We start from the raw sequence: 24131 nt of genomic DNA, 5'->3' as shown, positions 1-24131 counted from the left end.
TGGGGAGCATGATGAAACCATCCTGGCTGGAGCCTGTCCTTCATTGGAATGGCGTGACGGTGTTGTTGATCGCTATCGTTCTTGTGTCGTTAATACAGGGCTGGCGGCGGGGAGCTTCCAGATCTGTAGGTGCGCTATTCGGTCTCATCGTGGATGGCATACTGACCGTTGCCGGAATTTTGTGCTCATTAGGGTTGGCTATGTGGCTTTCACCGAAGGTGCAGCAATGGCTGACCGCTTATATGGAGCATTTGCCGCAACGTGGACTGAGCGGAATTGAGCAATTTTATTATACGCTTGTAGCAGGGCTGGAGGGCTTTCCGCTGCTGCGTTTTGCCGTATTGTTCATGCTCAGCTATGCTGTCGCGCAATTTGTGCTGCGTGCAATTTATGTGATGGTGGTAGGGGGCAGATCGGATAACTCTCTACGTGAGCAGGAAAAGAAATCGGGCTTTTTCAGCAGGCTGGCGGGGGCCGGAATTGGTACCCTCATCGGTGGAGCACGCGCTGTGATGGTCATAGCCTTGCTGTTTATAGGTGTAAGCTTATACCCGGACAGCGGGTTTAGCAGCTATGTCCAAGCTTCACCCATTTATAAACAAGGAGCGCAATCGGTCATTGAACCTTTGTCCGGTACGCTGATTAAGGATAAGCTGCCCGTATTTACGCAGGCCGTCACCAAGGAATTGAACGGCATTTTGCAGCGTAAATATGAAATGATTGACCGGGATATTCCGAACGACATTGAGCAGGCGGCGACCAAGATTACAGAGGGGGCAAGCGGCGATGAGCAAAAGGCCAGAGCGTTGTATCAGTGGGTAGGCACGCGTATCAGCTATGATTACGGCAAGGTGGACGCCTATGAGCGGCGTGGTGACTGGCATGAGCAGACTCCCAGAGATACGTTTGATACACGCAAGGGTGTCTGTATTGACTATGCCCGCCTCTATGCAGTGATGGCCCGTTCTCAGGGACTTCAGGTCAAGGTGGTGACCGGGCTTGGCTACAACGGTCAAGGAGGCTACGGTTCACATGCCTGGAATGAAGTGTACTTGAGCGGGCAGCATCAGTGGGTACCGTTAGACCCGACCTGGGCACAGAGTGGAGACTGGTTTAATCCGCCTGGTTTTGCCCAGACACATATCAAGGATAAAGTGATTTAAAAAGGAGTGGAAAAGGGCACATGAGAAAGATGGACCACGAGCAAGGAAAAGACAACGAGACGTCCGACCGAAAAAGATTCAGCTTCCGGATCAATCTGTTCTTTTTCAGCTCCTTCATTATATTTACGGTCATTATCGTAAGACTGGCGATACTTCAATTTGTGGAGGGCCCTCAGCTTAAGCAGCAAGAGGCTAGTAATGTCACTAAAAATGTACCGCTTACACCGATTCGCGGAACGATCTACGATTCAACCGGACAGAACAGGCTAGCATATTCTACACCAGTACAATCGCTATATATCACGCTTTCCAAGAACTACAGTGACAGCATGGAAAAATTGCGTGATAATGATAAAAAAATGTTGCCTGAGCTGGAAAAAATGACGCAAAAGCTGGCAAATCGATTTGCCGAATATGGCGATAAAAATGAGCCCAAAATGACGGCAGCGCAAATTATGGATGCTATGGACCGTAACTATCAACGGTTTAGCGGTTTTACGCCCCGCCTGATTAAAACCAACCTTAATAAAGATGAAGTTGCCTATTTTATGCAGCATAAAAGTGAGTTTCCAGGGGTAGATGTTGTGGAGGAAACCGTACGTCATTATGATCCTGATACGGTGGCTGTTCAAACGGTTGGTTATATTAAAAGCTATAAAAGTGCCCGTGAAAACCTGGGTAAATATAAAGACATTCAAAAATCCATGTCAGCGGAAAATGATCCCGGACTCATCTATATGGATAACGAATCCGTTGGTTTTGATGGATTGGAATTTCAATATCAGGAGCAGTTACGAGGGAAAAATGGCTACAAAACGGTCCCGATTGATCCGCGTAATATGCCAGAGGGTGTAGATTCCGTTACTCCTCCGCAAAAGGGAAACAACATTTATTCCACCATTAACAAAGAGATTCAGGTTAAAACAGAAAACGCCATTATGGATCAATTGAGATGGCTCCATTCCCATGCTGTATCTGGCAAGACTCATCCTTATGCCAAGACAGGCTTTGCTGTAGCCATGGAAGTGGACACAGGGAATGTAGTGGCGATGGCCAGTATGCCGGACTATGATGCGAACTATTGGCAGACCGGAAATATATCATCAGATAACTACAAGAAAATTCAAAATGTATATTTGAATGGTACTATACGCTCCTTCGGCTCCGGTCAATCGGGTCAACATCCAGAGTCGGTTGTATTGCTCGGTTCCACGATCAAACCGCTATCTGTGTTGGTGGGCTTAGAGGAAGGGCTATTCAGTACATCGTCCTATTATCAGGATACCGGAGCGGCTTATTTTGGACGTAATAATTCGTCACGGGTTCAGAACTCTTCAGGACATGTGTATGGCGGGCTGGACCCGGCATCTGCCATTCGACATTCTTCGAATGCATTCATGGTCGACATGGTAGGCAAAAGACTATACAACAAATACATTAATAATGCCAAGGAAGATCAAGGTGTGAATGTATGGGACCGTTACATGAAGGAGTTTGGACTAGGCGTGTCTACGGGGGTAGATTTGCCAATGGAATATCCTGGGTTAAGAGAGTATGGACCTAGAAGCAAGGAGTCGTCACTGTCCAAGTTGGCGTATGCTTCTTTTGGTCAGCAAGGGAAGTATACAGCACTCCAGCTTGCACAATATACAGTGGTGTTGGCTACCAAGGGCAAACGGATGGAGCCACATTTGGTCAGCCAAATTAAAGATACCAACGGCAATGTAGTCCAAACGATTAAGCCGAAGGTGCTGAATGAAGTGAAATTCCCGGATGCTTACTGGAATGAAGTCATACGCGGGATGGCTACAGATGTCAGCGCATTTAATGGTTTCCCGTATGACTATGCACGTAAAACAGGGACATCACAGCAAAGCGTAGGCGGAACACTAAAGGATAACGGGGTATTTATTGCCTTTGCGCCACGCCAGAATCCCAAGCTGGCTGTAGCGGTTGTCATTCCTGAAGGAGGCTTCGGGGCCTGGAGCGCGGGACCTGTGGCACGTAAAATCTTTGATGCCTATGACGAAGTGTATGGATTGGACGGTGTTCCGAAGAAAAAGGATGCTACAACATCTGATTCCAATGTAGTCAAGCAGCCATAATAACATACTACGTATAATTTCATTAAAGCTTCTCTTAGCCTTAGGGCTGAGGGAAGCTTTTTTATGCTTTTTCTACGTTTTCTTACAAAATTGTCATCTTGGAATTCATCGTTTATTGCTTTGGATATGGTAGGATCAGGGATATGATAACCCGGTGAAAGGAGTAATGACCTGCTAATATGGACAGAGGCAGTTTGGATAAGAAGTTTTCATTCAAAAAGAAAAGCCATGAAGAAAATGAAGAGGCACAAAAAAAGCGGACGGTTTTTCGGACTAATCTTCTTTTTTTCAGTGTTTTTGTGTTATTTGCCATTATCTTTATCAGACTGGCGGTCTTACAGTTTGTGCAATCGGCAGAGCTGAAAGAGCAGCAGCAATCCATAAATACGAAAAATGTCCCGTTAGCCCCGAGACGCGGCACGATTTATGACTCTTCGGGTCTCGTCAAGCTGGCGTATTCTACTCCGGTACAGTCGCTGTATGTGACCTTACCCAAGGATTATAGCAAACAAGCAGAAAAGGACCGCAAGCCGGAAAAAAAGCTGCTCCCAGAGTTTAATGCTTTTGCTGAAAAGCTTGCTGTCAAGCTGAATGAGTTAGGCAGTACAGAGGGCGAGCAGCTTGATGTAGAGAAAATTAAGGAACGGCTGGACAAGGACTACACTCAATATAGAGGCTTTACTCCGCGCCTGGTCAAATCTGACTTGAATCGTGAGGAAATCGCATATTTTTTGGAGCATCGGCAGGAGTTCCCCGGGATTGAGGTTGTAGAAGAAAGTGTGCGCCATTATGACCCGGATCGGGTGGCGGTGCAAACGATTGGATATATGTACAAGTTTAAAGGAGCGCGCATCAATCGGCCAAAGTACAAGGAGCAATATGAAGCCAATTCGGAGGTCCAAAGACCCGAACAGGTTTACTCGGAAAGTGAGACCGTAGGATATGATGGCTTGGAGCTTCAGTATCAGGATGAGCTGAGAGGAAAAAACGGCTATAAAACGGTAGAGGTAAATCCGCGCAGCATGCCGGAAGGCATAGAATCCATTACTCCTCCGAAAAAAGGATACCATCTGTATTCCACCATTAACAAGGAAATTCAGCAAAAAACGGAACAAGCGATTGTTGATCAGCTTCGTTGGCTTCATACCCATCCGGTATCGGGTAAGCTCCACGGTGATGCCACTACCGGCTTCGCTGTAGCGATGGAGGTCGAGACAGGGAATGTCGTAGCGATGGCCAGTATGCCGGACTATGACTCCAATGTATGGAAGACGGGAAGTACATCGCCTTCGGTATATGACGAAATTCAGCATAAAATGGGGAACGGAACGATTAAATCCGTACCTAGCGGAAAAGCGGGTCCGCACCCGGAATCCTCGGTGCTGCTGGGTTCAACCATTAAACCTCTAACTGTGCTGATCGGGTTGAAGGAAAACTTATTTTCTCCCGGACAAACTTATCTGGATACGGGGAGCGCATACTATGGTAAAAATCGATCAAGTCGGGTCGGTAATTCGAGTGGACATGTATATGGTCCTCTGACACCTAGCAAGGCAATCGAGTTCTCGTCGAATACTTTCATGGTGGATATGATCGGCAAGCCGCTGTATGACAAATACGGAAGTAATGCAGGGGTGCATCAGGGAATTGATGTATGGGACAAGTATATGAAGGAATTTGGGTTAGGCGTACCGACTGAAGTCGATCTGCCAGGCGAGTGGGCAGGCAGACTTGAGTATACGAGCAAGCATGAAAGTGCGCTGACACGCTTGGTACAGGCTTCCTTTGGTCAACAGGGGAAATATACGGCGATGCAGCTTGCCCAGTATACAACTGTGCTGGCAACGAAGGGCAAGCGTATGCAGCCGCATTTGGTCAGTAAAATTGTGGATGATCAGGGCAACCTCGTGCGTGAGTTCAAGCCCAAGGTGCTGAATGAGGTCGCTTTTTCAGATATGTACTGGAATACGGTGATTCGCGGTATGGCTACGGATGTTAAAGCATTTAACGGGTTTCCGTATGATTATGCCCGTAAAACGGGGACTTCCCAGCAGGTGGTAGGGCGTGCGGTTAAAGATAACGGGGTGTTCATTGCTTTTGCTCCACGTCAAAATCCGAAGCTGGCCGTTGCGGTCATTATTCCCGAAGGGGGCTTTGGCTCGACGAGCGCTGGACCTGTGGCGCGTAAAATATTTGACGCTTATGACGAGGTTTACGGGTTGGATGGTACTCCAAAAAAGCCGCAGGCAGCGAAGTGAGGACTTGAATTCTTTTGTGGGCTTCTCTTTTTCATGGTAAAATGTCGTTGGACATAAGGGACATACAGGAGGAAGAGAAACCATGGGAGAAAACCAATATAAATACAAGCTGCTTGCGCTCGACATGGATGGAACTTTATTGAACGACAATCAGGAAATTACGCTGGAAACGATCAACTGGATTAATAAGGCGATTCAAGAGGGGATTCACGTGTGCTTGTCTACCGGACGGGCGGCGATGCATGCCTTGCCTTACGGGCAACAGCTCGGCCTGGATACGCCTATGGTAACGGTAAATGGCAGTGAGGTATGGAAATCCCCGCATGAACTGTGGCGCCGTTATTTGCTTGATAAGGAGCTAGTTCGGAAAATGCACCAGATTGCTGTAGAAACAGATTCCTGGTTCTGGGCTTACTCGACGGAGGAATTATATAATAGAGATCGTTGGCCGGATACGTTGGATACACAGGAATGGCTAAAATTCGGTTATAACACGGAAAACGACGAAATTCGTCATCAAATTTTGCTCAAGCTTCAGGACATGGGTGGACTTGAAATTTCCAATTCATCCATGACGAACTTGGAAATCAACCCGGTTGGTATATCGAAGGCCAGTGGGATTGCTGAAGTATGCGATTTGCTTGGAATTACAATGGAACAGGTAGTTGCAGTGGGTGATAGTTTGAATGATTTGGCTGTGATTCAAGCGGTTGGACTGGGTGTTGCGATGGGTAATGCACAGGATACGCTAAAAGAAGCGGCTGATCTGGTCGTCGCTTCGAACAATGAAGATGGCATCGTTGAAGTTATCCGCGATTACGTACTTGTCTAAGAGAACGAATGATGAAGCATATAGGATAATTGGACGAGAAGGAGGGAGCCAATGGACATTGTAGGCTGGATTGTTATCGTTGCGCTGTTCATTGTTGGCATGGCCGGGGCAGTATATCCCGTATTGCCAGGGGCGCTCGCCATCTACTTTGCATTTTTTGTGTACGGCTGGTTTTTCTCGTTTGCTCCATATAATGTATGGTTTTGGATCATACAGACACTAATAGTAGTTGCACTATTTGTTGCAGATTATGCCGTCACTGCGTGGGGGGTCAAACGATTTGGAGGCTCGCGTCTGTCCACGATTCTTAGTACCATCGGGATTATTATCGGCCCTTTTGTTATTCCGGCGTTTGGTCTGATTTTAGGGCCGTTTATTGGCGCTGTGCTGGGTGAACTAATGAGCAAGGCCCCGCTGGATCGGGCGATTAAAGTGGGCTTTGGTTCTGTATTAGGGCTGTTTACCAGCACCGTGATGAAAGTAATTTTACAGCTTGTCATGATTCTTGTATTCTTGATTTGGGTGTTCTAGTTTAACATCCTATGCTTGTGTTTTGCAGAGACAGAATCGACATGCGGCTCCGCACCGGTGATGGCTCAGGCCATGACTGCTTTGCGGAGCTTTTGCATGCGTGTCAACAGCAAGAAAGAAGGGAACGTATTTTGTCCAATAAAGAAACATTTCTTAGAGGCACGCTTATTTTGGCCGCTGCTGCGCTGGTGGCGAGAGTGCTTGGTCTGGTGCAGCGTGTTCCGTTAGAGCATCTGCTCGGTTCTGTGGGGAACGCCTCGTTTACGATAGCGAACAATGCCTATTTAATGTTGCTCACGGTGGCTACAGCGGGTATTCCAAGCACGTTGAGCAAAATGGTCTCCGAACGCTACGCGCTGAATCGACCTTCGGAAGCACGACGTGTATATCATGCGGCGTTGTTGTTTGCGGCGGCGGCGGGCATTATCATTACGGTGGTGCTATATTTTGGTGCGCCTTATTTTGCCGAGAAAGTGGCAGGGGTTCCGCAATCGGCTTTGGCTATTCAGGCATTGGCTCCAGCCTTGCTGCTGTTTCCCGCCATTGCCATGATGCGCGGGTACTTCCAAGGGCGAGGCAACATGACCGCAGGTGGTATTTCACAAATTGTGGAGCAAGTCGCACGGGTGGCTACTGCTATTTTGCTCGCCTTTATTATTTTGAAGCTCGGTTATGGAGATCGCGAGGTTGCGGCCGGGGCATCGTTCGGTGGGGTCATGGGAAGCATTGGCGCACTTGCCGTTATGCTGTATTATACGTTTAAAATGCGTCGCCAGGATCGACAAGATCGACAAGAGCAATTCCAGGAGGAAAGCTCCGCGCTGCCGATGATGCGCATTTACAAAGACATTTTTACGCTGTCTATCCCAATTGTATTGTCTTCTTTGACGGTCCCGGCCGTTAACTTTATTGATACGTCGATTGTGGTCAGATTGCTATCCGTCCAAATCGGCTTGGATCAGGCGACCACCCAGTTGGGTTATTTGGGAGCACGTGCGCAGAGTGTCGCGGGGATTCCGCCGATTTTGGCTATCGCCCTCAGTCAATCGCTCATTCCGATCATTTCGGCGGCTTTTGCCCGCAAGGATGAACAGCATTTGCAAAATCAGATGACGCTGGCCTTGCGGATCTCTATTTTGACTGGAATGCCGATTGTGCTGGCCTTGTGTGTAACCGCCTATTCCATCAATGGCTTACTGTTCAGTTCGCTTGGAGGCAGCGGAATAATCGCTGTTCTGACACTCGGAACGATATTCCAGATCACGATGATGACCTCTAACTCGATTTTGATCGGTATGGGCAAACCGCGTATTTCAATGGTTAATGTCTTGGTCGGTATCGTTGTTAAGCTGGCTGCGAGCTGGTTGCTGGCTGGTTGGCTCGGGATTTACGGCATCATTGCCGCAACCGGATTATGTTTCCTCGTGATTACGCTGCTGAATTTGCATGTGCTTAAAGGCATCGTATCCTTCTCCATCATGGGTCGTCGCTGGGCGGGTTTTCTGACCGCAGTCGTGCTTTCGGGAGCCATTGGATACGGTGTGAATGAGGCTTGTATTCTGCTGATTCATATTATGCCTGCACGTGTGGCCTTCTTCATCGCGTGCTGTATTGCCGGGGCGGCTGTACTGGTATGCTATTTGGTGCTGCTGGTTGTGCTGCGCGTACTGCGCAGGGACGAGTTGGGTAACTACCCGCGTGTGTTGCAAAAGGTACTGCGTCCACTGATGCGTCTCCAGCGTGAGTCCACAGGGCAACGAGGCTAAAAGAAACATAGGCAGCCCTCCAGCTTTTTTAGTGGAAAGGCCGGAGGCTGGCATGGGCATCATGGGCCATCGCTGTTTTTTGGATGCCATGGCGGTGCTCATGGCGCATGGCAAATAACAGCGGTCGTCTTGGTTCGCTGAGATGTCCAAGCGTAGATCCGTCATGAAACCAGTCGTAACGGGGGATCGGATCATAAGCCGTATCCGACCAGACGGCGTTCAGCTCGGGGCTGTACAGGCGTTGTCCTTGCGGCAGCCATTCATGCGCCAGGAGCGCTGCACTCTCTTCAGGGGAGCGCAGCGCTTTTTGTTTGTCCGAAGTGAACAGTCCCGGCCAATAGTCGCTGCGTGAGCCAGTGTGGGGCACGCTGGTAGCGAATGCTGTTACTTGATCCAGCACCTGCTGGTGTCCGAACAGCATGGCATACAGGCTTTTACCAAAGCCGATACGCTCATCCAGATGGCCAAAGCGCTCCATCACAAGCCCGGCGAGGCCACCATTCAGCCCGAGCGGAAATATGATCTGATTCAACTGGAGCCAATCGTGCAAATAAAAGCCCGGCTTGTGCGTCACAAATTTCTGGAAATACGGATCTTTCACCACTCGTCCTTCAATATAGTTTTGTTCATTGATGATGAGGGCTATGCTTAAGAGAGAGCTGTCCCGCCAAGCCCAGAAACGTTCCCAGAAGGGTCTCATGAATGGTGATACATGAAAATGCGGCAGCAAATGAAAACAGCTTCGGCCCAGATGACGGCTGTGCATGTATAGCTGCAGTTGAGGGTAGGCGTCCTGAAAAATAAGGGCATTACAGCGCTCCAGCAGCCGATATAACCATTCCTTCTCCTGTTCGCCGAACAGACTGTCGATCAGACCGCCCTTCAAATCGGTCATGTTATATCCACCATTGCGAGAAACCAGGTGAGCCAGCAGCGCCCAATGTAACTCGGGATAGCCATGATAGCACTCCAGGTAAGCGGCTGTACGGGTGATGTTGCTGCGATTTTCCTGTGCCGTATCGTTCTTGATCCGCTCAACTAGCTCGCAGTCCGTTTCACATAAGGGCATATTCAGAGAAGAGGGACGGGTTGCAGGTCCATTCACCAGCATCAGCGCTTCGGCTTCATCCATAGCGGCTTGCGCGGTATGATAATCCCACGGTAACTCACGTAGCGGATAGCGCAGTTTGCGGGACTCAGTCCAGGCCGCCCGCTTGCCTTCCCAAGCTTCCTCCGCAGCACGTGGTACGGAACCGAGCAGCTTTAGCCCATCCTGAAGCTGACGTGATGCCACATGGAACCATTCGGTGAGAGACATACTTGATAACCTCCTTTCAAAAATGAGAACACTTCGTACCCGTAAAGTACATGGGGATGCTCTAAGTGTGTTCTTAGGTTATATGGTTAGTATGTCTCGATGGATGGGCTTCCAATCGGTGATACGGGAATAATAGGGGAGTGTGCAAAAGCGCCGCTTGGCGTTACAATAGAAAGCACAAACTCTTTTTACAAAACAGAATTCAAGGAGGAATTATCCATGCAAAAGATCGTCTCTCATGAAGACTTTAATAAGGCAATATCCGCTTCTGGCGTAACGGTGGCTGTGTTTAAGGCAGACTGGTGTGGGGATTGTCATTTCATTGATCCATTCATGCCTGATGTAGAGCAGCAATATGCAGACAAGCTTACATTAATTGAGATTGATGTAGAGCAGGCGGAGAGCGTTAGCCAGGAGCAAAATGTACTGGGTATTCCCAGCTTTATCGCTTACAGTGAAGGCCGCGAGCTGGTGCGTCTGGTGAACAGATTGCGTAAATCTCGTGAGGAAATCGAGCAGTTTTTGGACCGGGCTGTGGAAGTACACGCCAGCTTGGCTAAATAATTGATGTTGTGCATGGCATGAGGGTTCCGAGGGGAATTCTATTCATATGGGTATTCAGAGAGCCGCTTCCTTCCAAAGGGGGCGGCTTTCTAACGGGACACGTTCACATTTTGTCAACAAAGCGCGTATGTCAAGGAACGATATATCAGTTATAATTATTTTAAGTGATCATTTCACAACATATAAGGATAATAAATATTTTATCTGGAAGGATATGGTGAGTTCGTTGAACAACAAAATTAGAATATTAAAGTGGCTTGCACTCGTAACATGTATTGTCATGTTTCTGGCTACCTTTGGCGGAGGTGTCGTGACGCGGACGGACTCGGGGCTAGGCTGCGGACGTGAGTTCCCGCTGTGTAACGGTAAGTTGGTTCCAGCACATACGATTGCATCCATTATCGAGTTTACCCACCGCTCCGTCAGCACGATGGCCGGGTTACTTTCTATCGCCTCTTTTGTTGGCTTTCTGCTGTATATGAAGCATCGGAAGGATTTGCAGCTGTTCTCGTTGCTGACGCTACTATTTGTCATTATACAAGGAGCGATGGGGGCTTTAGCTGTGGTCTTTTCCCAATCTGCTCCGGTCATGGCGCTGCATTTTGGCTTTGCTCTGATCGCCTTTGCCAGCGCGACTATGATGACATTGGGAGCCTGGAAGGAGCATGCGGATTCGCGCTTTAACCCGCGTTTGCCCACCGTGCCTGTCAACCGGGGCTTTCGTAATTTTATATGGTTGTCGACGATCTATACGTATATTGCGGTTTACTCGGGCGCACTGCTCAGTCACTCGGTCATTCAAAAAGTTGTAAATCTCGGCGGTATTATATCTCCGTTGTTGCTTCACCAGCTTTCATCGGGATTGCTGTTCGTGGTCATTTTGGCCGTGGGGCACTATTCTTATCGCTATCATCCAAATCATCGGGATATTCGTGTACTGGGTGTCGTTGCGGTGGTATTGATTATGCTTCAGGTCGTTATTGGCATTAGCCTGTTGTACGTCACCAGACCGGAAATTTACATGTTTGTAGTACTGGCACACATGCTGGTCATTGCAACGCTGTTCTCCATTTTGTGCTACATGAGCTACCGTGTGTGGCAATTGTCACCAGATCGCAACATCGTTCGGACACGCACACAGCGTACCTAAGCATTTCATTTGTGATGAACGAAGCTGTGATGAGTTCAACGGATATTTTGCCCAAGAGACGCTTAAGCACGTATAATAGCATATAAGGATTTTGCAAAATCCGGTATAAGAAACAAACCTGGCCCGCGAGTTACTCGAGGGCTTGATTTGCTTAGGAGGAATCGTCCAGTTGATCTACCAGAATTTGCGCCAATTTATTGAAGCGCTGCGTAAAGAAAATAATCTTCAAATTATAGAAGCACCCGTCGATCCTTATTTGGAGCTGGCCGAGATTCATCGGAGAGTTATTGAGGAGGAAGGCCCCGCATTGCTGTTCACCAATGTAAAAGGTACCCCGTTCCCTGTAGCCAGCAATCTGTTTGGCACAAACCGTCGTGTGGACATGGCCTTTGGCCCTCGCCCGGAGCAATTGATGGATGCGATTGTAGGGGCGACCAAAACATTGCTTCCACCCACACCCAAGGCATTGTGGAATGAACGTGGGCTGATTAAGGACATGCTAAAAGTAGGGCTGAAAACGGTATCTCATAGCGAGGCTCCTGTATTGGGAGTTCGCCGTACGGATGCTCCGCTGGCTCCACTCCCAAGAGTGACGAGTTGGCAGGACGACGGGGGGCCGTTTATTACGCTTCCGCTCGTATATACCGAGAAGCCGGGTCAGTCCAAGGATCATAATTTGGGCATGTACCGTATCCAGATTTATGATGATCAGACGACCGGGATTCATTGGCAAATTCATAAGGGCGGCGGCTTTCATTATCATGAAGCTGAGCTGCGTAATGAGCCGTTGCCAACGACAGTTATTATCGGCGGGCCACCAGCCCTGATTGCGTCCGCAATTGCTCCGGCACCGGAAAATCTGCCTGAGCTGCTGCTTGCCTCGCTCATTATGGGCGGCAAGCTGCCGATGACGGAGGACCCGCTCGGCGGTCACCGGATTCCGGCAGAGGCCGAATTTGCGATCAGCGGTTATGTGCCGCCTCATGAACGCCGTCCGGAAGGACCGTTTGGCGATCATTTTGGCTACTACTCCTTACAGCATGATTTCCCTGTATTTCATGTCAAGCATATGTACCACCGCAAGGATGCCATTTATCCAGCAACCATTGTAGGTAAACCACGGCAGGAGGATTATTATCTCGGCGAATTTTTACAACGTCTGCTGTCACCTGCCTATCCGCTTGTAATGCCTTCCGTCAAGTCGCTGTGGGCTTACGCAGAAACGGGCGTACATGCGCTGGCAGCGGCAGTTGTTCGTGAAAGCTATTCCCGTGAAGCACTGGTCTCAGGCTTTACCATTTTGGGACAGGGCCAATTGTCATTAACCAAATTTCTGATGCTGACAGATCGGGTGATTGATTTATCCGACTTTAACCTGCTGCTGGAAACCATTCTGGAGAGATTTAATCCAGCGACAGATTTGTTTATTTTCAATCATACGTCTCACGATACACTTGATTACACGGGCCGTAAGCTGAATCACGGTAGTAAAGCGATCCTGATGGGTGTAGGTGAGCCTATACGTGAACTGCCCCACGCCTATGAAGGAGGCGACCTGCCGGGTATCCGCGAGATTGAGCCGTATTGCGGAGGTTGTCTCGTCGTATCGGGTGCGTCCTTTGAGCAGGAGCCTGAGCTGGCGGCGCGTGTATTGGAGCGTTTGGCTGCGGGTGAGCAGGAATGGCCGCTTGTCTTTATTGTAGATGATGCCAAGGAAGTCGTCCGCTCACAAGCATCATTCCTGTGGACGGTGTTTACGCGATTTAACCCGGCTACGGATATGTACGCAGACAGCGAGGTGCGTTTGCATCATCTGAACTACAAGCTGCCAATTGTGGTCGATGCACGCATGAAGCCGGGCTACCCGGATGAAGTACTGCCGCGCGAGGATATTGTTAAGCTTGTAGACCAACGGTGGACGAGTTATTTTGCCTGACGCCCTGACCAACCCAACAACCTGATTTTACATTATAAAAGGAGGCGTTAGCATGATACGCAATCTGCTAGGCGAGCCGCCGCGTGTGAACAAGGGCATTCTACTCGATGCTATGAATAGCATGTCAGACATGCTGAAAATGCTGGAGCGGCATATTCAGGCCAGCGGAGATCCGACTCATGATTTTCGCAAAGCGGATATTTTGACACGCGGCCTGATGTCATCTCTGGATGAGCTGGAGCAGAGCCATCATGCTGCCGCCTTTTTCCGAACGAAGGTCAAAGCCGGTTATGCCGAGGATATGAGCGTTGATGAAAAATCGGATTACGCGCTGTACGTATTCTTTTATAAGGATGGGTTTGTGAGGGTATTTTCCATTTTGGATAAGCTCGGGAATTGGCTCAATGATCTGTATGATCTGAAAACAGGCGAGTATAAGCCGCATTATTCTTATTTTACAGTGCTGCGGCAATTCAAATATTTGAAGATGCATCCTGTAATGACGGACAGCTTAAATGATATCAAGGACTCATACACTGACGCGATCAATCGGCTGCGCAAGCGTCGGAATACGGAAATACACTATATGAATACGGAGATGCAGGATGATCTCTGGCAGCGGCATCGCGCTTTGTACGGCAAGATACAACTGGAGGATTTGGATCATCATTTGGAGGATCTGAAGCAAGGACTGGAAATGGTGAATCGTTCCTTGGCAACAGCCTTTCGTTATACGGTCAAACATTGGGAGAACCGGGCAGTCCGTCCATAATTATGTTAGAAAATATCCTTTGACAAAGCTATGTAAACTATCTATACTGAAATCTAGTTTCAGAAAAATGCTTGAATTATGATTTTAAATATAAATTTAACGGACAGCTAAAGCTGGAGTTTAACATATTTTTCTTATCCAGAGAGGTGGAGGGACTGGCCCGATGAAGCCCGGCAACCCGTTCTTTTCCGGTGTGGTACATCGGAAGGGAACGTTATGGTGCTAATTCCTACAAAACCGCTAGAGTTATAGCGGTTTTGACAGATGAGAACAGGTTCGTATGATGGGGGCCCTTTTCATTCTGTGAAAGGGGCTCTTTTTGTATCATCATAGAGATGAAAGTCGCTTAAAAGGGTAAGGAAGAGTGAAGGGGGTCGCAGCACGTTGATAGAGCTTAAACAATTAACCAAGCATTATGGCAAAGGCAGCCGACGCGTTAGTGCGCTGTCCGGTTTGAATCTTTCCATAGAGCGTGGTGAAATATTTGGAGTCATCGGTCATTCCGGAGCGGGTAAAAGTACGCTGATCCGCTGTATTAATTTATTGGAACGTCCGACCTCGGGCGAGATATGGGTAGATGGCGTGAATCTCGCCACGGTAAGCCAATCCCAGTTACAGAAACAGCGTCGTAAAATCGGAATGATCTTTCAGCATTTTAATTTATTATCCTCGGCGACGGTGTATGACAATATTGCCTTTCCGCTGCGTCTGGTGAATACGCCGAAGCAAAAGCTGGACCAGAAGGTTCGTGAACTGCTGGAACTGGTCGGTCTGGAAGAGCACAGCGCTAAATATCCGTCACAGCTCTCGGGCGGACAGAAGCAACGGGTAGGTATTGCACGGGCGCTTGCCAGTGATCCTCATGTACTTCTGTGCGACGAGGCGACCTCGGCGCTTGATCCACAGACGACAGGGTCCATCCTCAAATTGCTGTTGGACATTAACCAGCGTTTTAATTTGACCATCGTGCTGATTACGCATGAAATGCATGTCATTCAAAGCATCTGTGATCGTGTTGGTGTCATTCATCAGGGCGACATCGTGGAGCAAGGTCCGGTGGCAGAAGTATTCCTCAAGCCGCAGCATCAAGTAACCAAGGACTTTATCCAGCGGGAGTCTGAGCATCCCGAGGAGCTGCAAGCAGCCATTGCAGCTGCGGGTGGCGGCGAATCGGCGCATGTTGTACGGATTTCATTTTTGGGCAGCAAGACATATGATGCGATTCTGTCACGTACAGCCCGTAGCACCGGGGTTGATTTTGCGATCTTGCAGGGAACTATCTCCACGATTAAAAACGTACCCTATGGGCAGCTTATCGTCCGTTTTGAAGGAAATCAGGAGGATATTGAGCACACGCTGCGCGAGGTGTCCGGTCAGGGACTTGATGTGGAGGTGATCGGACAATGAGTGAACTTGATTTTTCGCAAGTGAGTTGGGAAGAACTAGGTAACTCTACTTTAGAGACACTCCAGATGCTCGGTGCATCTGCGTTGTTCACTCTTATTATTGGTCTGCCGCTTGGGGTTTTATTATTTCTGGCAAGCCGCTCCTCATGGAGTCTGATGAAGGTGATATACGTTGTACTTTCCTTTATCGTTAACATTTTGCGGTCCGTACCGTTTATTATTTTGATTGTTGCACTGATTCCTTTTACACGGTCGCTGGTGGGGACTTCCACGGGAGTGCTGGGTACGATTCCACCGCTGGTCATTGGTGCTGCGCCATTCTTCGCCCGTCTCGTGGAGACGTCATTGCGCGAAGTGGACAAAGGTGTTATCGAGGCTGCACAAGCCATGGGCGCCTCTACAGGGCAGATTATCCGTCGGGTGCTGCTGCGTGAGGCCCTGCCGGGTCTGCTCGCCGCATTAACGATTACCGTCGTTACGCTGGTATCCTATACAGCAATGTCCGGTATGATTGGGGGCGGTGGTTTGGGTACACTAGCTATCAACTACGGATACTACCGTTATGAAACGGCTGTCATGATCGTTGCGGTCATACTGATGGTCGTACTGGTGCAATTGCTGCAAATGGCGGGAGACCGTCTGGTGCGGCATTATACTCGAAAATAGGGAAACCATATAGAAATCCTTATTGATCAGGGCGTCTGAATCCTGAACATTACAATTCATTGGAGGGGTAATAACATGAAAAAATGGGTATTGGCCGTATTAAGCTTGACATTAATTGCGGTACTGGCAGCTTGCGGTACGAAAAGCACGACATCCGATACAAACAATGCGACCCAAAATACAGGCGGGTCACCACGCGAAGTTGAGCTGAAAGTTGGCGCTTCTCCTGTACCGCATGCGGAAATTTTGGAAGCGATCAAGCCACAGTTGGAAAAAGAGGGCGTTCGTCTTCAAGTCGTTCAGTTTAACGACTACGTACAACCAAACGTACAATTGTTCGACAAGCAACTGGATGCTAACTTCTATCAACATGTACCATACATGGATGTTATGAACAAAGAGCGCAAAATGGATCTGGTATCTGTAGGCGCGGTTCATCTGGAGCCATTCGGTATCTACTCGCAAAAATATAAAAAGCTTGATGAAATTCCGGATGGTGCAACAGTTGCCATTCCTAACGATGCTACCAATGGAGGACGTGCATTGCTGTTGCTGGAGAAACAAGGTCTGATCAAGCTGAAAGACGCAAGCAACATCGAAGCTACAGTAAAAGATATTACAGAAAACCCGAAAAACCTGAAATTCAAGGAGCTGGAAGCGGCTATGCTGCCACGTCAGTTGCCTGAAGTGGATATTGCTCTGATCAACACAAACTATGCTCTGGAAGCGAAGCTGAACCCGACGAAGGATGCACTGGCACTGGAAGACAAGGATTCCCCATATGCCAATGTTTTGGTAGCGCGTCCTGATAATAAAGATTCCGAAGCGATTCAGAAGCTGATCAAGGCTTTGCAATCCCCGGAAACTAAAAAATTCATCGAAGACAAATACCAAGGCGCGATTATCCCGGCATTTTAAGCTGGACACAAGAACGCATTGAACCCAAACCCCGATTCTCTTGAACAAGAGGATTTGGGGTTTCTTTTTACTTGGAGTTGTAGGCGAAGCCTAAATATTTTATACTTGGGGGTGACCGTTCTCTGTGAAGAGGAGGAAAACTGTTGAGACACAAAGTCGCGCTTATAACGGGCAGTGCCAAAGGATTAGGTAAAATGACCGCTCTGCGTCTGGCTGATGAAGGTTGTGACATTGTACTAAACTATGTGCATAGCCAAACTGAAGCCGAAGAGCTTAGGCAGGTGATTGAAGCCAAGGGAGTACGCTGCCTGTCTTTGCAAGGAGATATTTCGATTCAGGAGGATATTACAAGGCTGATCAGTGCAGTACAGGATCGGCTGGGCGGCGTAGATATTATGGTAAATAACGCCGGACCGTTTATTCGGGAACGTCGCTTGTTTGCAGATTACAGTGTAGCCGAGATTCATACCATGATTCAGGGGAATCTGGTGGGTACGATGCTGCTGGATCATCTGGTATTGCCTCATATGCGGAACCAGCAATGGGGACGTATTATTCATTTTGGCTTTGGTCATGCTGGAGAAGCACGAGCTTGGCCGCATCGCGCCGTGTACGCAGCCGCCAAGGTGGGGCTGGTTTCCTTTACAAAGTCACTGGCTGTGGAAGAAGCTCCTTATGGTATCACGGTCAATATGGTTTGTCCCGGGGATATCCGGGGGGCGAACAAGGAAAAGTCAATTGCCGACGTCATCGGCTTGCAGGATAAAGAGACACCTCGTGGACGTCCAGGCAGTGGAGAGGACATTGCACGAGTGATTGCTTATTTGTGTGATGAGGATTCGGATTTTATCACAGGCAACATTATGGATGTGTCAGGAGGGCTGGACCCGATTCGGCCGATCATATAAGGGATTAAGATCGAGTATGCCTCGTCACACAAAAAAGAGTCTTGAGCTTCGTTATCGAAGTCAAGACTCTCATGATCATTATGCATCAAGCATTAGAATACTTGTACCACTTCTTGGACGCCGTCGACTTCTTCGAGAAGAGCGCGTTCAATCCCTGCTTTCAGCGTGATTGTGGAACTTGGGCAACTGCCGCAAGCGCCTACCAGCTTCAGCTTAACGATGCCGTCTTCAACATCAACCAGCTCAACGTCGCCGCCATCGCGTTGCAGGAACGGACGAAGCTTATCCAGTACATCTGCTACTTCATCATACATTTGAACGCTTTGTGTTTCGCTCATTAGAATTCAACTCCTTTCCTATACCTTTTTATTATATTACAAAGCGGGCCAAATTAAAATGCCCGTCGTCCAAAGCAGGTGAAAAAATGTTAAGACCCATCATTGAATTTTGCACCAGCAATATGCATTTTGGAACCGATGAGATCATGTCCAGACTGGAGCAAAATCCGGATTATGACGTCATTGAATACGGCTGTCTCAGCAATTGTGGTCAGTGCAATGCAGAACCGTATGCGATGGTCAACGGCGAGATTGTATCTGCCGATACAGCCGAGCTGCTGTACGAAGTGATTATGAACAAAATCAAAGAAGCCGAGGCGTGGGATAACCTTGATCTCGACTAAGATGTAATCCTTTGTCAGCCTGCTTTGTTCTGGCTATGATATAACGAGCCTTCCATACCATGCCCAAAACAAAAAAGAACCGCTCCCAGAGCGGTTCTTTTTTGTTTGTTATACCAACAGATTATCCAAAATGCCGTTTGGACTTCCAGAGCACACCGCTTTTGAGCAGGCGTGGTACTCGTCCACGCAAAGATGTACTGCCCATAAAGCCGTAGCCGAATCCAGCCTTCTTGCCAAGCGCACCCAATGTACCACGCAGCTTCAAAGGATGCGGGTGAGGCGTGTGGCCTTTCCACAGGTCGTGTACAATGTGTGCAATCTGTTCACCTTGCACCTCCGCTGCCTGGGCACTTGGAGAGTAGGGGAGACTGGCACAGTCTCCGACCACGTACACCTCGGGATGATCCGGGATTTGGTAATATTCGTTTAGTACAATGCGGCCTTGAGGGTCTTTGGGCACAGCTAAATCCTGCACGATTTTCACGGGTTGAATCCCGGCTGTCCATACAACCGCATCCGTCACAATTTCTTCATCATGATTGTAAATAGCACCCGGCTCAATGCGGGAAACCCCGACATGATTCAATGCATCGACTTGATGCTCCTTAAACCAGGCATGCACATAGGCAGACAAACGCTGCGGGAATGCCGACAGCACCCGCTCGCCCCGATCCATAATTGTAATATTCAAATCTGTGCGGCTTTCGCGCAATTCCGCCGCAATCTCAACACCGCTCAGACCGCCACCTACAATATGCACATGTCCGTAAGGCTTGATTTCATTCAGGCGCAGATACGTTTGACGTGTATTGTTAAAGGACTGGATGGTACAGCTATGCTCTTCGGCACCTGGAGTATTGTGAAAACGGTCAGTACAGCCCAGTGCAATCACAAGCTGCTCATAGGGCAACGGCTCGCCATCCTGAAAATGTACGATTTTATTTTCCAGATCCATTAAAGTAACTTCCCCATATTTGCGAATGAGCCGTTGTTCATCGGGAAAATGCACACGTAAATCAAAATCAGATACCGTCCCGGCCGCAAGGGCGTAGTATTCTGTTTTCAATCCCTGAAAGGGCATCCGATCCACTAAAATAACTTGGACATCATCGGGAATATGCTTATTCAGTAATTCTTTGGCAATGGTAAGGCCACCGTAGCCGCCTCCCAGAATAACGAAATTTTTCATCAAAATCCGCCGTCCTTTCGCTGCCGTGTCCCCGGCAAATGGTCTGGTGCCTCATCAGGAAACCTTGTTCGCCTTCAAATTACGCCTTATCCCGACGACATGCAAATTCAATGTTTCCGATCAGACACAGGTTTTTTGTTGTTGTAAAACCGGGTTCCCGGCCCGCCTATAGGCAGACAGACCAGAAAATTCCGGGGCAGCTTATGGGAAATCCGATATGGCTTTTATTCGAAAACTTCGATTTCGTTATAGAAGGTGTCCCGTTCAACCGGGATGCGTCCTGCACCTTTGACCAGCCAGATCAGCTCTTTACGGGTCAAACCCGCCGGGGTCAGTGCACCTGCGGCATGGCTGATTTGCTCACGCACAATCGTACCATGGACGTCCGATGCGCCGAAGGTCAGTGCGACCTGCGTCAATTGCGGACCAATATTAATGAAGTAAGCTTTGACATGGTCGATATTGTCCAGCATCAGGCGGCTGATCGCAATGGTTTTGAGATCCTCGTAAGCAGAGTTGCGACGCATGATGTTGGCATTTTTGCTTTTCGGCTGCATGGACAGTGGAATAAATACCATAAATCCGTTCGTTTCGTCCTGCAATGCCCGAATTTGCAGCATATGTTCAATACGATCCTCGTAGGATTCAACCGAACCGTACAGCATTGTCGTATGGGTTCTCATGCCGAGATTGTGAGCCGTGCGATGAACCTCAAGATAGCGATCTACATTCGCTTTGGTGACACGCATTTTTTGGCGATACTCATCTGATAAAATCTCTGCGCCACCGCCGGTCAAGGTTTGAAGTCCTGCCTTTTGCAGCTCCTGAAGCACTTCTTTAATGCTCAAGCCGCTAATACGTGTGAAAAAGTCAATTTCCGCTGCGGTGTAAGCTTTGAGTGTAACGTTGGGATACTTTTCATTCAGCGCCTTCAATGAGTCTACATAGTATTGGAAAGGTACATGATTATTATGACCGCCAACGATATGGAATTCTCTCACGCCCGGATGGATATGCTGCTCAACATAATCAATCATTTCTTGCCCGGACAAAGTATAAGAGCCGTCTTCCCCCTGATCCTTGCGGAAATTACAGAACGCGCAGCGCGCTTCGCATACATTGGTGAAGTACAGGCTCATATTCTCAATAAAATAAACCTTTTTTCCGTTCTTGCGTAAATTCGCTTCGTTAGCTAACTGACCCAGTGTGAGAATATCGTCAGTTTCGTACAAATATATACCATCTTCAAGGTTCAAACGGATGCCGTTCTGTACCTTTTCTACAATCTCCGCCATTCTGCGGTCTGTAAAGGGTGTAACTAATGTGGACATGCCTATTCCTCCTTCAAGTTGCTCTGTGCGAGGCTGTCCGCCCTATAAGCGGCACAAGCGCTTAATGCACACAGGATGTCCCGTTCCGTCGGTACGAATCCGGCAGCGCGGATATATGATATGTGAAAAATGTTACAATGCCAAGCTACAATGATGAATGTCTCAGAACATCGCCTATGAAATGACAAATTTCCGACAGTTTCTTTTACACACTCTTCACCTATTATAAACCTCACCTCACAGGTGTTCAATACAAACGAACAGAAAAACAGGTCTTTTAGCCTGTTAGGGAAGGACATTTCATGACTTGAGCACCCGCAAATAGTGGAGTATACTGAAGGAGAACATGAAGTAAAAGAGGAGGATGGAGTCATGATTAACATCACCGATTCCGCTGCCGAGCGCTTAAAAGATATGCTGGAGCAGCAGGAAACGCCGAATATGTTTTTGCGTCTGGGTGTTACGCCGGGCGGTTGCACCGGATTCTCGTATGCCATGGGCTTTGACGACAACGAGACGGATCAGGATATATATATGAACGTACAGGATATGAAGATTGTAGTGGAAAAGGAAAGCATCCGCTACCTGGACGGTCTGGAAATCGACTTTGAAGAGTCTGGTATGTCAGGCGGCTTCACGATTCATAATCCGAATGCAATCGCTACCTGTGGTTGCGGTTCAAGCTTCCGTACAGCTACGGATGCAGGGAAGCCGAACGAAGAACCTTGTTAACACACGTCGCGTCAACGTTTTGTCTTCCGGTGATCTGTTCGGGGGTAGATGCGTTAGCCTAGCGGAATAGGTGTTCGGGATAGTGGATAACGGCCTTTGTGACGGGATTTATTCGTTGCAGAGGTCTTTTTTGTGTTGTTTTTTTTTTCTGTTTATTATCATCATTTGCTTTTGAGATGCCGATATAACATGGAGTTCTGGAGAACTATTTTCTACATAAATTTTACCTGAAGGAAGTGGCAAGAGATGTTGAAAAAGAAATGGCTTATCACTCCGCTGGTTGCGGTGGCACTGTTTTTTAGTCAATCCGCATTCGCGGCAAATACGTTTACTGATGTGAACGGGACAAAATATGAATGGGCTGCTGAATCTATTCGTTTGATGGTCGACAAAGGTGTTGTCAAGGGCTATGAGGATGGGACCTTCAAGCCAGGCAAAACCATAACGAAAGCGGAATTTGTAAATATGTTTCACAAGCTTTTTCCAGAGATCAATCATTCGTCCGGAAAAGCTTCAGAATTTGTTGATGCGCGTAAGCACTGGGCGAATAAAGATTTTGCAGCATTATTCAATGGGGATTATGTTTGGGGCTTCACTGAAAGAGTAGGGGGCAAATATCCAAACTATCAATTCTATATCAATCCCGACAAACCGCTGACCCGCTGGGATGTTATGATGATTGCTTCCGTTCGGACGGATTATACGAATCAGACTCTTCATCCTGAGATCAAGGAAGTAATCTCTGCAGCTGCGCAGTATAAGGATATAAAAATTCGTCAGGCGGATTACTATGACAATTTCTCGATCAACTATCCAGTAATATACATCGACACGACTCAAGAGGAGCCCTATTATGATGGAGATTCCCAAGATCAAAAGGCAGAAGCATTCTACACCCTGACTAATATGGGCGTCCTTACCGCCAATGATGGATACCTTCACCCCAAAGCGCTAGTCACACGTGCTGAGGCGGTTACCATTTTACAGCGTTTGTACGAAGCCACAAAGCAATCGAAGTGATTTCTAAAGCAATCGAAGGATCAGAACGAAAGCAAAGAAATGATCCAACTATAAATGAAGGCCTCTATAGCGGTATAGTCGCGTACTATATGCTATGGAGGCCTTTTTGAATGTGTTGAAGAAACTTTATTTAAGATCATTATCACTACACTATATAAAGTGATTACCCTGGCATGACTTATAAAGCAGTGGAGCAACCAATCAAAAGAACGAATATATAAATGGAACTTAAAAGAAATGGAACTTAAAAGTTACTTTAGTGTCACTCCGCAGACGGATGGTGCTTCCCATCGCCACCGCCCCCGGATTTCTTGAATAAAGCTTATAATTAGGTAGAAATCCGGGGACAAAAGCGACCGCTTCGCTTGTACAGCACCATTCCGTCTTCTCCGCTTTTCATGTACATTTCTTACTATATAGCAAAAAATAGAACTAATTGATCGCTTCCTTATGCAGCGGGTAGATTAACAATAGGAAAATATAGTTAATAAAAAAGGAAGAGCGCTATCCTCTTCAAAAAGGCTAGCGCTCTTTTTCTGTATCTAATGGTTGCTCCTTTATAAACTCTACAACCTCTTCAATTTTACAATCTAATTCCTCACAAATGCGTGCAATGACACTCATAGCTACAAATTCCCCATTTGACATTTTCGCCAAAGTAGATGGTGAAATTCCTAATTGAGTACGAAGGTAAGTTCGTGTTTTATCTCGTTTAATTAGAGTGATTTCCATTGGTTTATAACTTGGTTTCAATCCCATGAGCAATCCCCCTCAACTTATTATATGTACTCAAATCTTAGAGAAGTCAAACTTAAATTACAATAATGCGTACATTTTATTCGATAAGTGTTGAAAATATGAATGTGAAAGTGTATTATATGTAT

22 protein-coding genes and 1 riboswitch are annotated in these 24131 nt (G+C 47.7%); of the genes, 17 read left to right on the top strand and 5 right to left on the bottom strand.

Annotated features, from left to right (window positions below; all coding sequences use genetic code 11):
* Positions 1 to 11 precede the first annotated feature (11 nt).
* The 6 genes from C1I60_RS01330 (at position 12) to C1I60_RS01305 (ending at position 8655) form a co-directional block, all read left to right on the top strand.
* A complete protein-coding gene (locus C1I60_RS01330) occupies positions 12 to 1163 on the top strand; it encodes a transglutaminase domain-containing protein (protein WP_137060229.1) in 1152 nt (383 codons plus the stop codon).
* Between the two features lie 20 nt (positions 1164 to 1183).
* The gene (locus C1I60_RS01325; RefSeq protein WP_137060154.1) at positions 1184 to 3268 is read left to right on the top strand and encodes a peptidoglycan D,D-transpeptidase FtsI family protein; all 2085 of its coding nucleotides are present in this window, start codon (positions 1184 to 1186) and stop codon (positions 3266 to 3268) included.
* A gap of 179 nt (positions 3269 to 3447) precedes the next feature.
* On the top strand, positions 3448 to 5526 hold the full coding sequence (locus tag C1I60_RS01320; RefSeq protein WP_137060153.1) for a peptidoglycan D,D-transpeptidase FtsI family protein: 2079 nt from the start codon (positions 3448 to 3450) through the stop codon (positions 5524 to 5526).
* An 82-nt stretch (positions 5527 to 5608) separates the two neighbouring features.
* A complete protein-coding gene (locus C1I60_RS01315) occupies positions 5609 to 6358 on the top strand; it encodes a Cof-type HAD-IIB family hydrolase (RefSeq protein ID WP_137060152.1) in 750 nt (249 codons plus the stop codon).
* Between the two features lie 51 nt (positions 6359 to 6409).
* The gene (locus tag C1I60_RS01310) at positions 6410 to 6889 is read left to right on the top strand and encodes a DUF456 domain-containing protein (protein ID WP_137060151.1); all 480 of its coding nucleotides are present in this window, start codon (positions 6410 to 6412) and stop codon (positions 6887 to 6889) included.
* A gap of 131 nt (positions 6890 to 7020) precedes the next feature.
* Entirely contained in the window at positions 7021 to 8655 is a 1635-nt protein-coding gene (locus tag C1I60_RS01305; protein WP_137060150.1) for a putative polysaccharide biosynthesis protein, read from the top strand.
* A 28-nt stretch (positions 8656 to 8683) separates the two neighbouring features.
* Here the strand turns inward: C1I60_RS01305 and C1I60_RS01300 are convergent, their stop codons facing one another.
* On the bottom strand, positions 8684 to 9973 hold the full coding sequence (locus C1I60_RS01300) for a DUF2515 family protein (protein WP_137060149.1): 1290 nt from the start codon (positions 9971 to 9973) through the stop codon (positions 8684 to 8686).
* A gap of 219 nt (positions 9974 to 10192) precedes the next feature.
* On the opposite strand from C1I60_RS01300, the gene C1I60_RS01295 reads away from it, so the two are divergent.
* The 8 genes from C1I60_RS01295 (at position 10193) to C1I60_RS01260 (ending at position 18293) form a co-directional block, all read left to right on the top strand.
* Positions 10193 to 10537, top strand: a complete 345-nt coding sequence (locus C1I60_RS01295) for a thioredoxin family protein (protein ID WP_137060148.1) — start codon at positions 10193 to 10195, stop codon at positions 10535 to 10537.
* Between the two features lie 217 nt (positions 10538 to 10754).
* A complete protein-coding gene (locus tag C1I60_RS01290; protein WP_137060147.1) occupies positions 10755 to 11687 on the top strand; it encodes a COX15/CtaA family protein in 933 nt (310 codons plus the stop codon).
* Between the two features lie 169 nt (positions 11688 to 11856).
* A complete protein-coding gene (locus tag C1I60_RS01285; protein WP_137060146.1) occupies positions 11857 to 13623 on the top strand; it encodes a UbiD family decarboxylase in 1767 nt (588 codons plus the stop codon).
* A 52-nt stretch (positions 13624 to 13675) separates the two neighbouring features.
* Positions 13676 to 14395: a Cthe_2314 family HEPN domain-containing protein gene (locus tag C1I60_RS01280; RefSeq protein ID WP_137060145.1), complete on the top strand. Its 720-nt coding sequence runs from the start codon at positions 13676 to 13678 to the stop codon at positions 14393 to 14395.
* Positions 14396 to 14526: 131 nt separating this feature from the next.
* A riboswitch (SAM riboswitch) is annotated at positions 14527 to 14666 on the top strand.
* Between the two features lie 113 nt (positions 14667 to 14779).
* On the top strand, positions 14780 to 15802 hold the full coding sequence (locus C1I60_RS01275; protein ID WP_137060144.1) for a methionine ABC transporter ATP-binding protein: 1023 nt from the start codon (positions 14780 to 14782) through the stop codon (positions 15800 to 15802).
* Positions 15799 to 16467: a methionine ABC transporter permease gene (locus C1I60_RS01270; protein ID WP_137060143.1), complete on the top strand. Its 669-nt coding sequence runs from the start codon at positions 15799 to 15801 to the stop codon at positions 16465 to 16467. The genes C1I60_RS01275 and C1I60_RS01270 overlap by 4 nt, the downstream gene beginning before the upstream one ends.
* Positions 16468 to 16542: 75 nt before the next feature.
* Positions 16543 to 17385: a MetQ/NlpA family ABC transporter substrate-binding protein gene (locus C1I60_RS01265; protein WP_044645446.1), complete on the top strand. Its 843-nt coding sequence runs from the start codon at positions 16543 to 16545 to the stop codon at positions 17383 to 17385.
* Between the two features lie 143 nt (positions 17386 to 17528).
* Positions 17529 to 18293 carry an SDR family oxidoreductase gene (locus C1I60_RS01260; RefSeq protein ID WP_137060142.1) on the top strand — a complete coding sequence of 255 codons (765 nt, stop codon included), beginning with the start codon at positions 17529 to 17531 and terminating at the stop codon, positions 18291 to 18293.
* Between the two features lie 92 nt (positions 18294 to 18385).
* On the opposite strand, the gene C1I60_RS01255 is transcribed toward C1I60_RS01260, so the two are convergent.
* Positions 18386 to 18631, bottom strand: coding sequence for a NifU family protein (locus tag C1I60_RS01255; protein WP_013311836.1), 246 nt, complete (start codon positions 18629 to 18631; stop codon positions 18386 to 18388).
* Between the two features lie 86 nt (positions 18632 to 18717).
* Here C1I60_RS01255 and C1I60_RS01250 point away from each other — a divergent pair, with 86 nt between their 5' ends.
* Complete coding sequence (locus C1I60_RS01250) at positions 18718 to 18975, top strand: YuzB family protein (protein ID WP_137060141.1); 258 nt, start codon at positions 18718 to 18720, stop codon at positions 18973 to 18975.
* Positions 18976 to 19096: 121 nt separating this feature from the next.
* On the opposite strand, the gene C1I60_RS01245 is transcribed toward C1I60_RS01250, so the two are convergent.
* Together C1I60_RS01245 and mqnE are read right to left on the bottom strand one after the other, a co-directional pair.
* The gene (locus C1I60_RS01245; RefSeq protein WP_137060228.1) at positions 19097 to 20164 is read right to left on the bottom strand and encodes an NAD(P)/FAD-dependent oxidoreductase; all 1068 of its coding nucleotides are present in this window, start codon (positions 20162 to 20164) and stop codon (positions 19097 to 19099) included.
* Between the two features lie 224 nt (positions 20165 to 20388).
* Positions 20389 to 21495 (bottom strand): aminofutalosine synthase MqnE, encoded by a 1107-nt coding sequence (mqnE, locus tag C1I60_RS01240; protein ID WP_014277863.1) that lies wholly within the window; start codon positions 21493 to 21495, stop codon positions 20389 to 20391.
* Positions 21496 to 21867: 372 nt separating this feature from the next.
* On the opposite strand from mqnE, the gene C1I60_RS01235 reads away from it, so the two are divergent.
* Together C1I60_RS01235 and C1I60_RS01230 are read left to right on the top strand one after the other, a co-directional pair.
* On the top strand, positions 21868 to 22227 hold the full coding sequence (locus C1I60_RS01235; RefSeq protein WP_014277861.1) for a HesB/IscA family protein: 360 nt from the start codon (positions 21868 to 21870) through the stop codon (positions 22225 to 22227).
* A 246-nt stretch (positions 22228 to 22473) separates the two neighbouring features.
* Positions 22474 to 23247: an S-layer homology domain-containing protein gene (locus C1I60_RS01230; RefSeq protein ID WP_137060140.1), complete on the top strand. Its 774-nt coding sequence runs from the start codon at positions 22474 to 22476 to the stop codon at positions 23245 to 23247.
* 522 nt (positions 23248 to 23769) lie between these two features.
* On the opposite strand, the gene C1I60_RS01225 is transcribed toward C1I60_RS01230, so the two are convergent.
* Positions 23770 to 24006: a helix-turn-helix domain-containing protein gene (locus tag C1I60_RS01225; protein ID WP_014277858.1), complete on the bottom strand. Its 237-nt coding sequence runs from the start codon at positions 24004 to 24006 to the stop codon at positions 23770 to 23772.
* Positions 24007 to 24131 lie beyond the last annotated feature (125 nt).

The organism is Paenibacillus terrae (assembly GCF_005217525.1).
Taxonomy (GTDB): Bacteria; Bacillota; Bacilli; order Paenibacillales; family Paenibacillaceae; genus Paenibacillus; species Paenibacillus terrae_C.
This window is presented reverse-complemented; position numbering and strand designations above follow the sequence as displayed.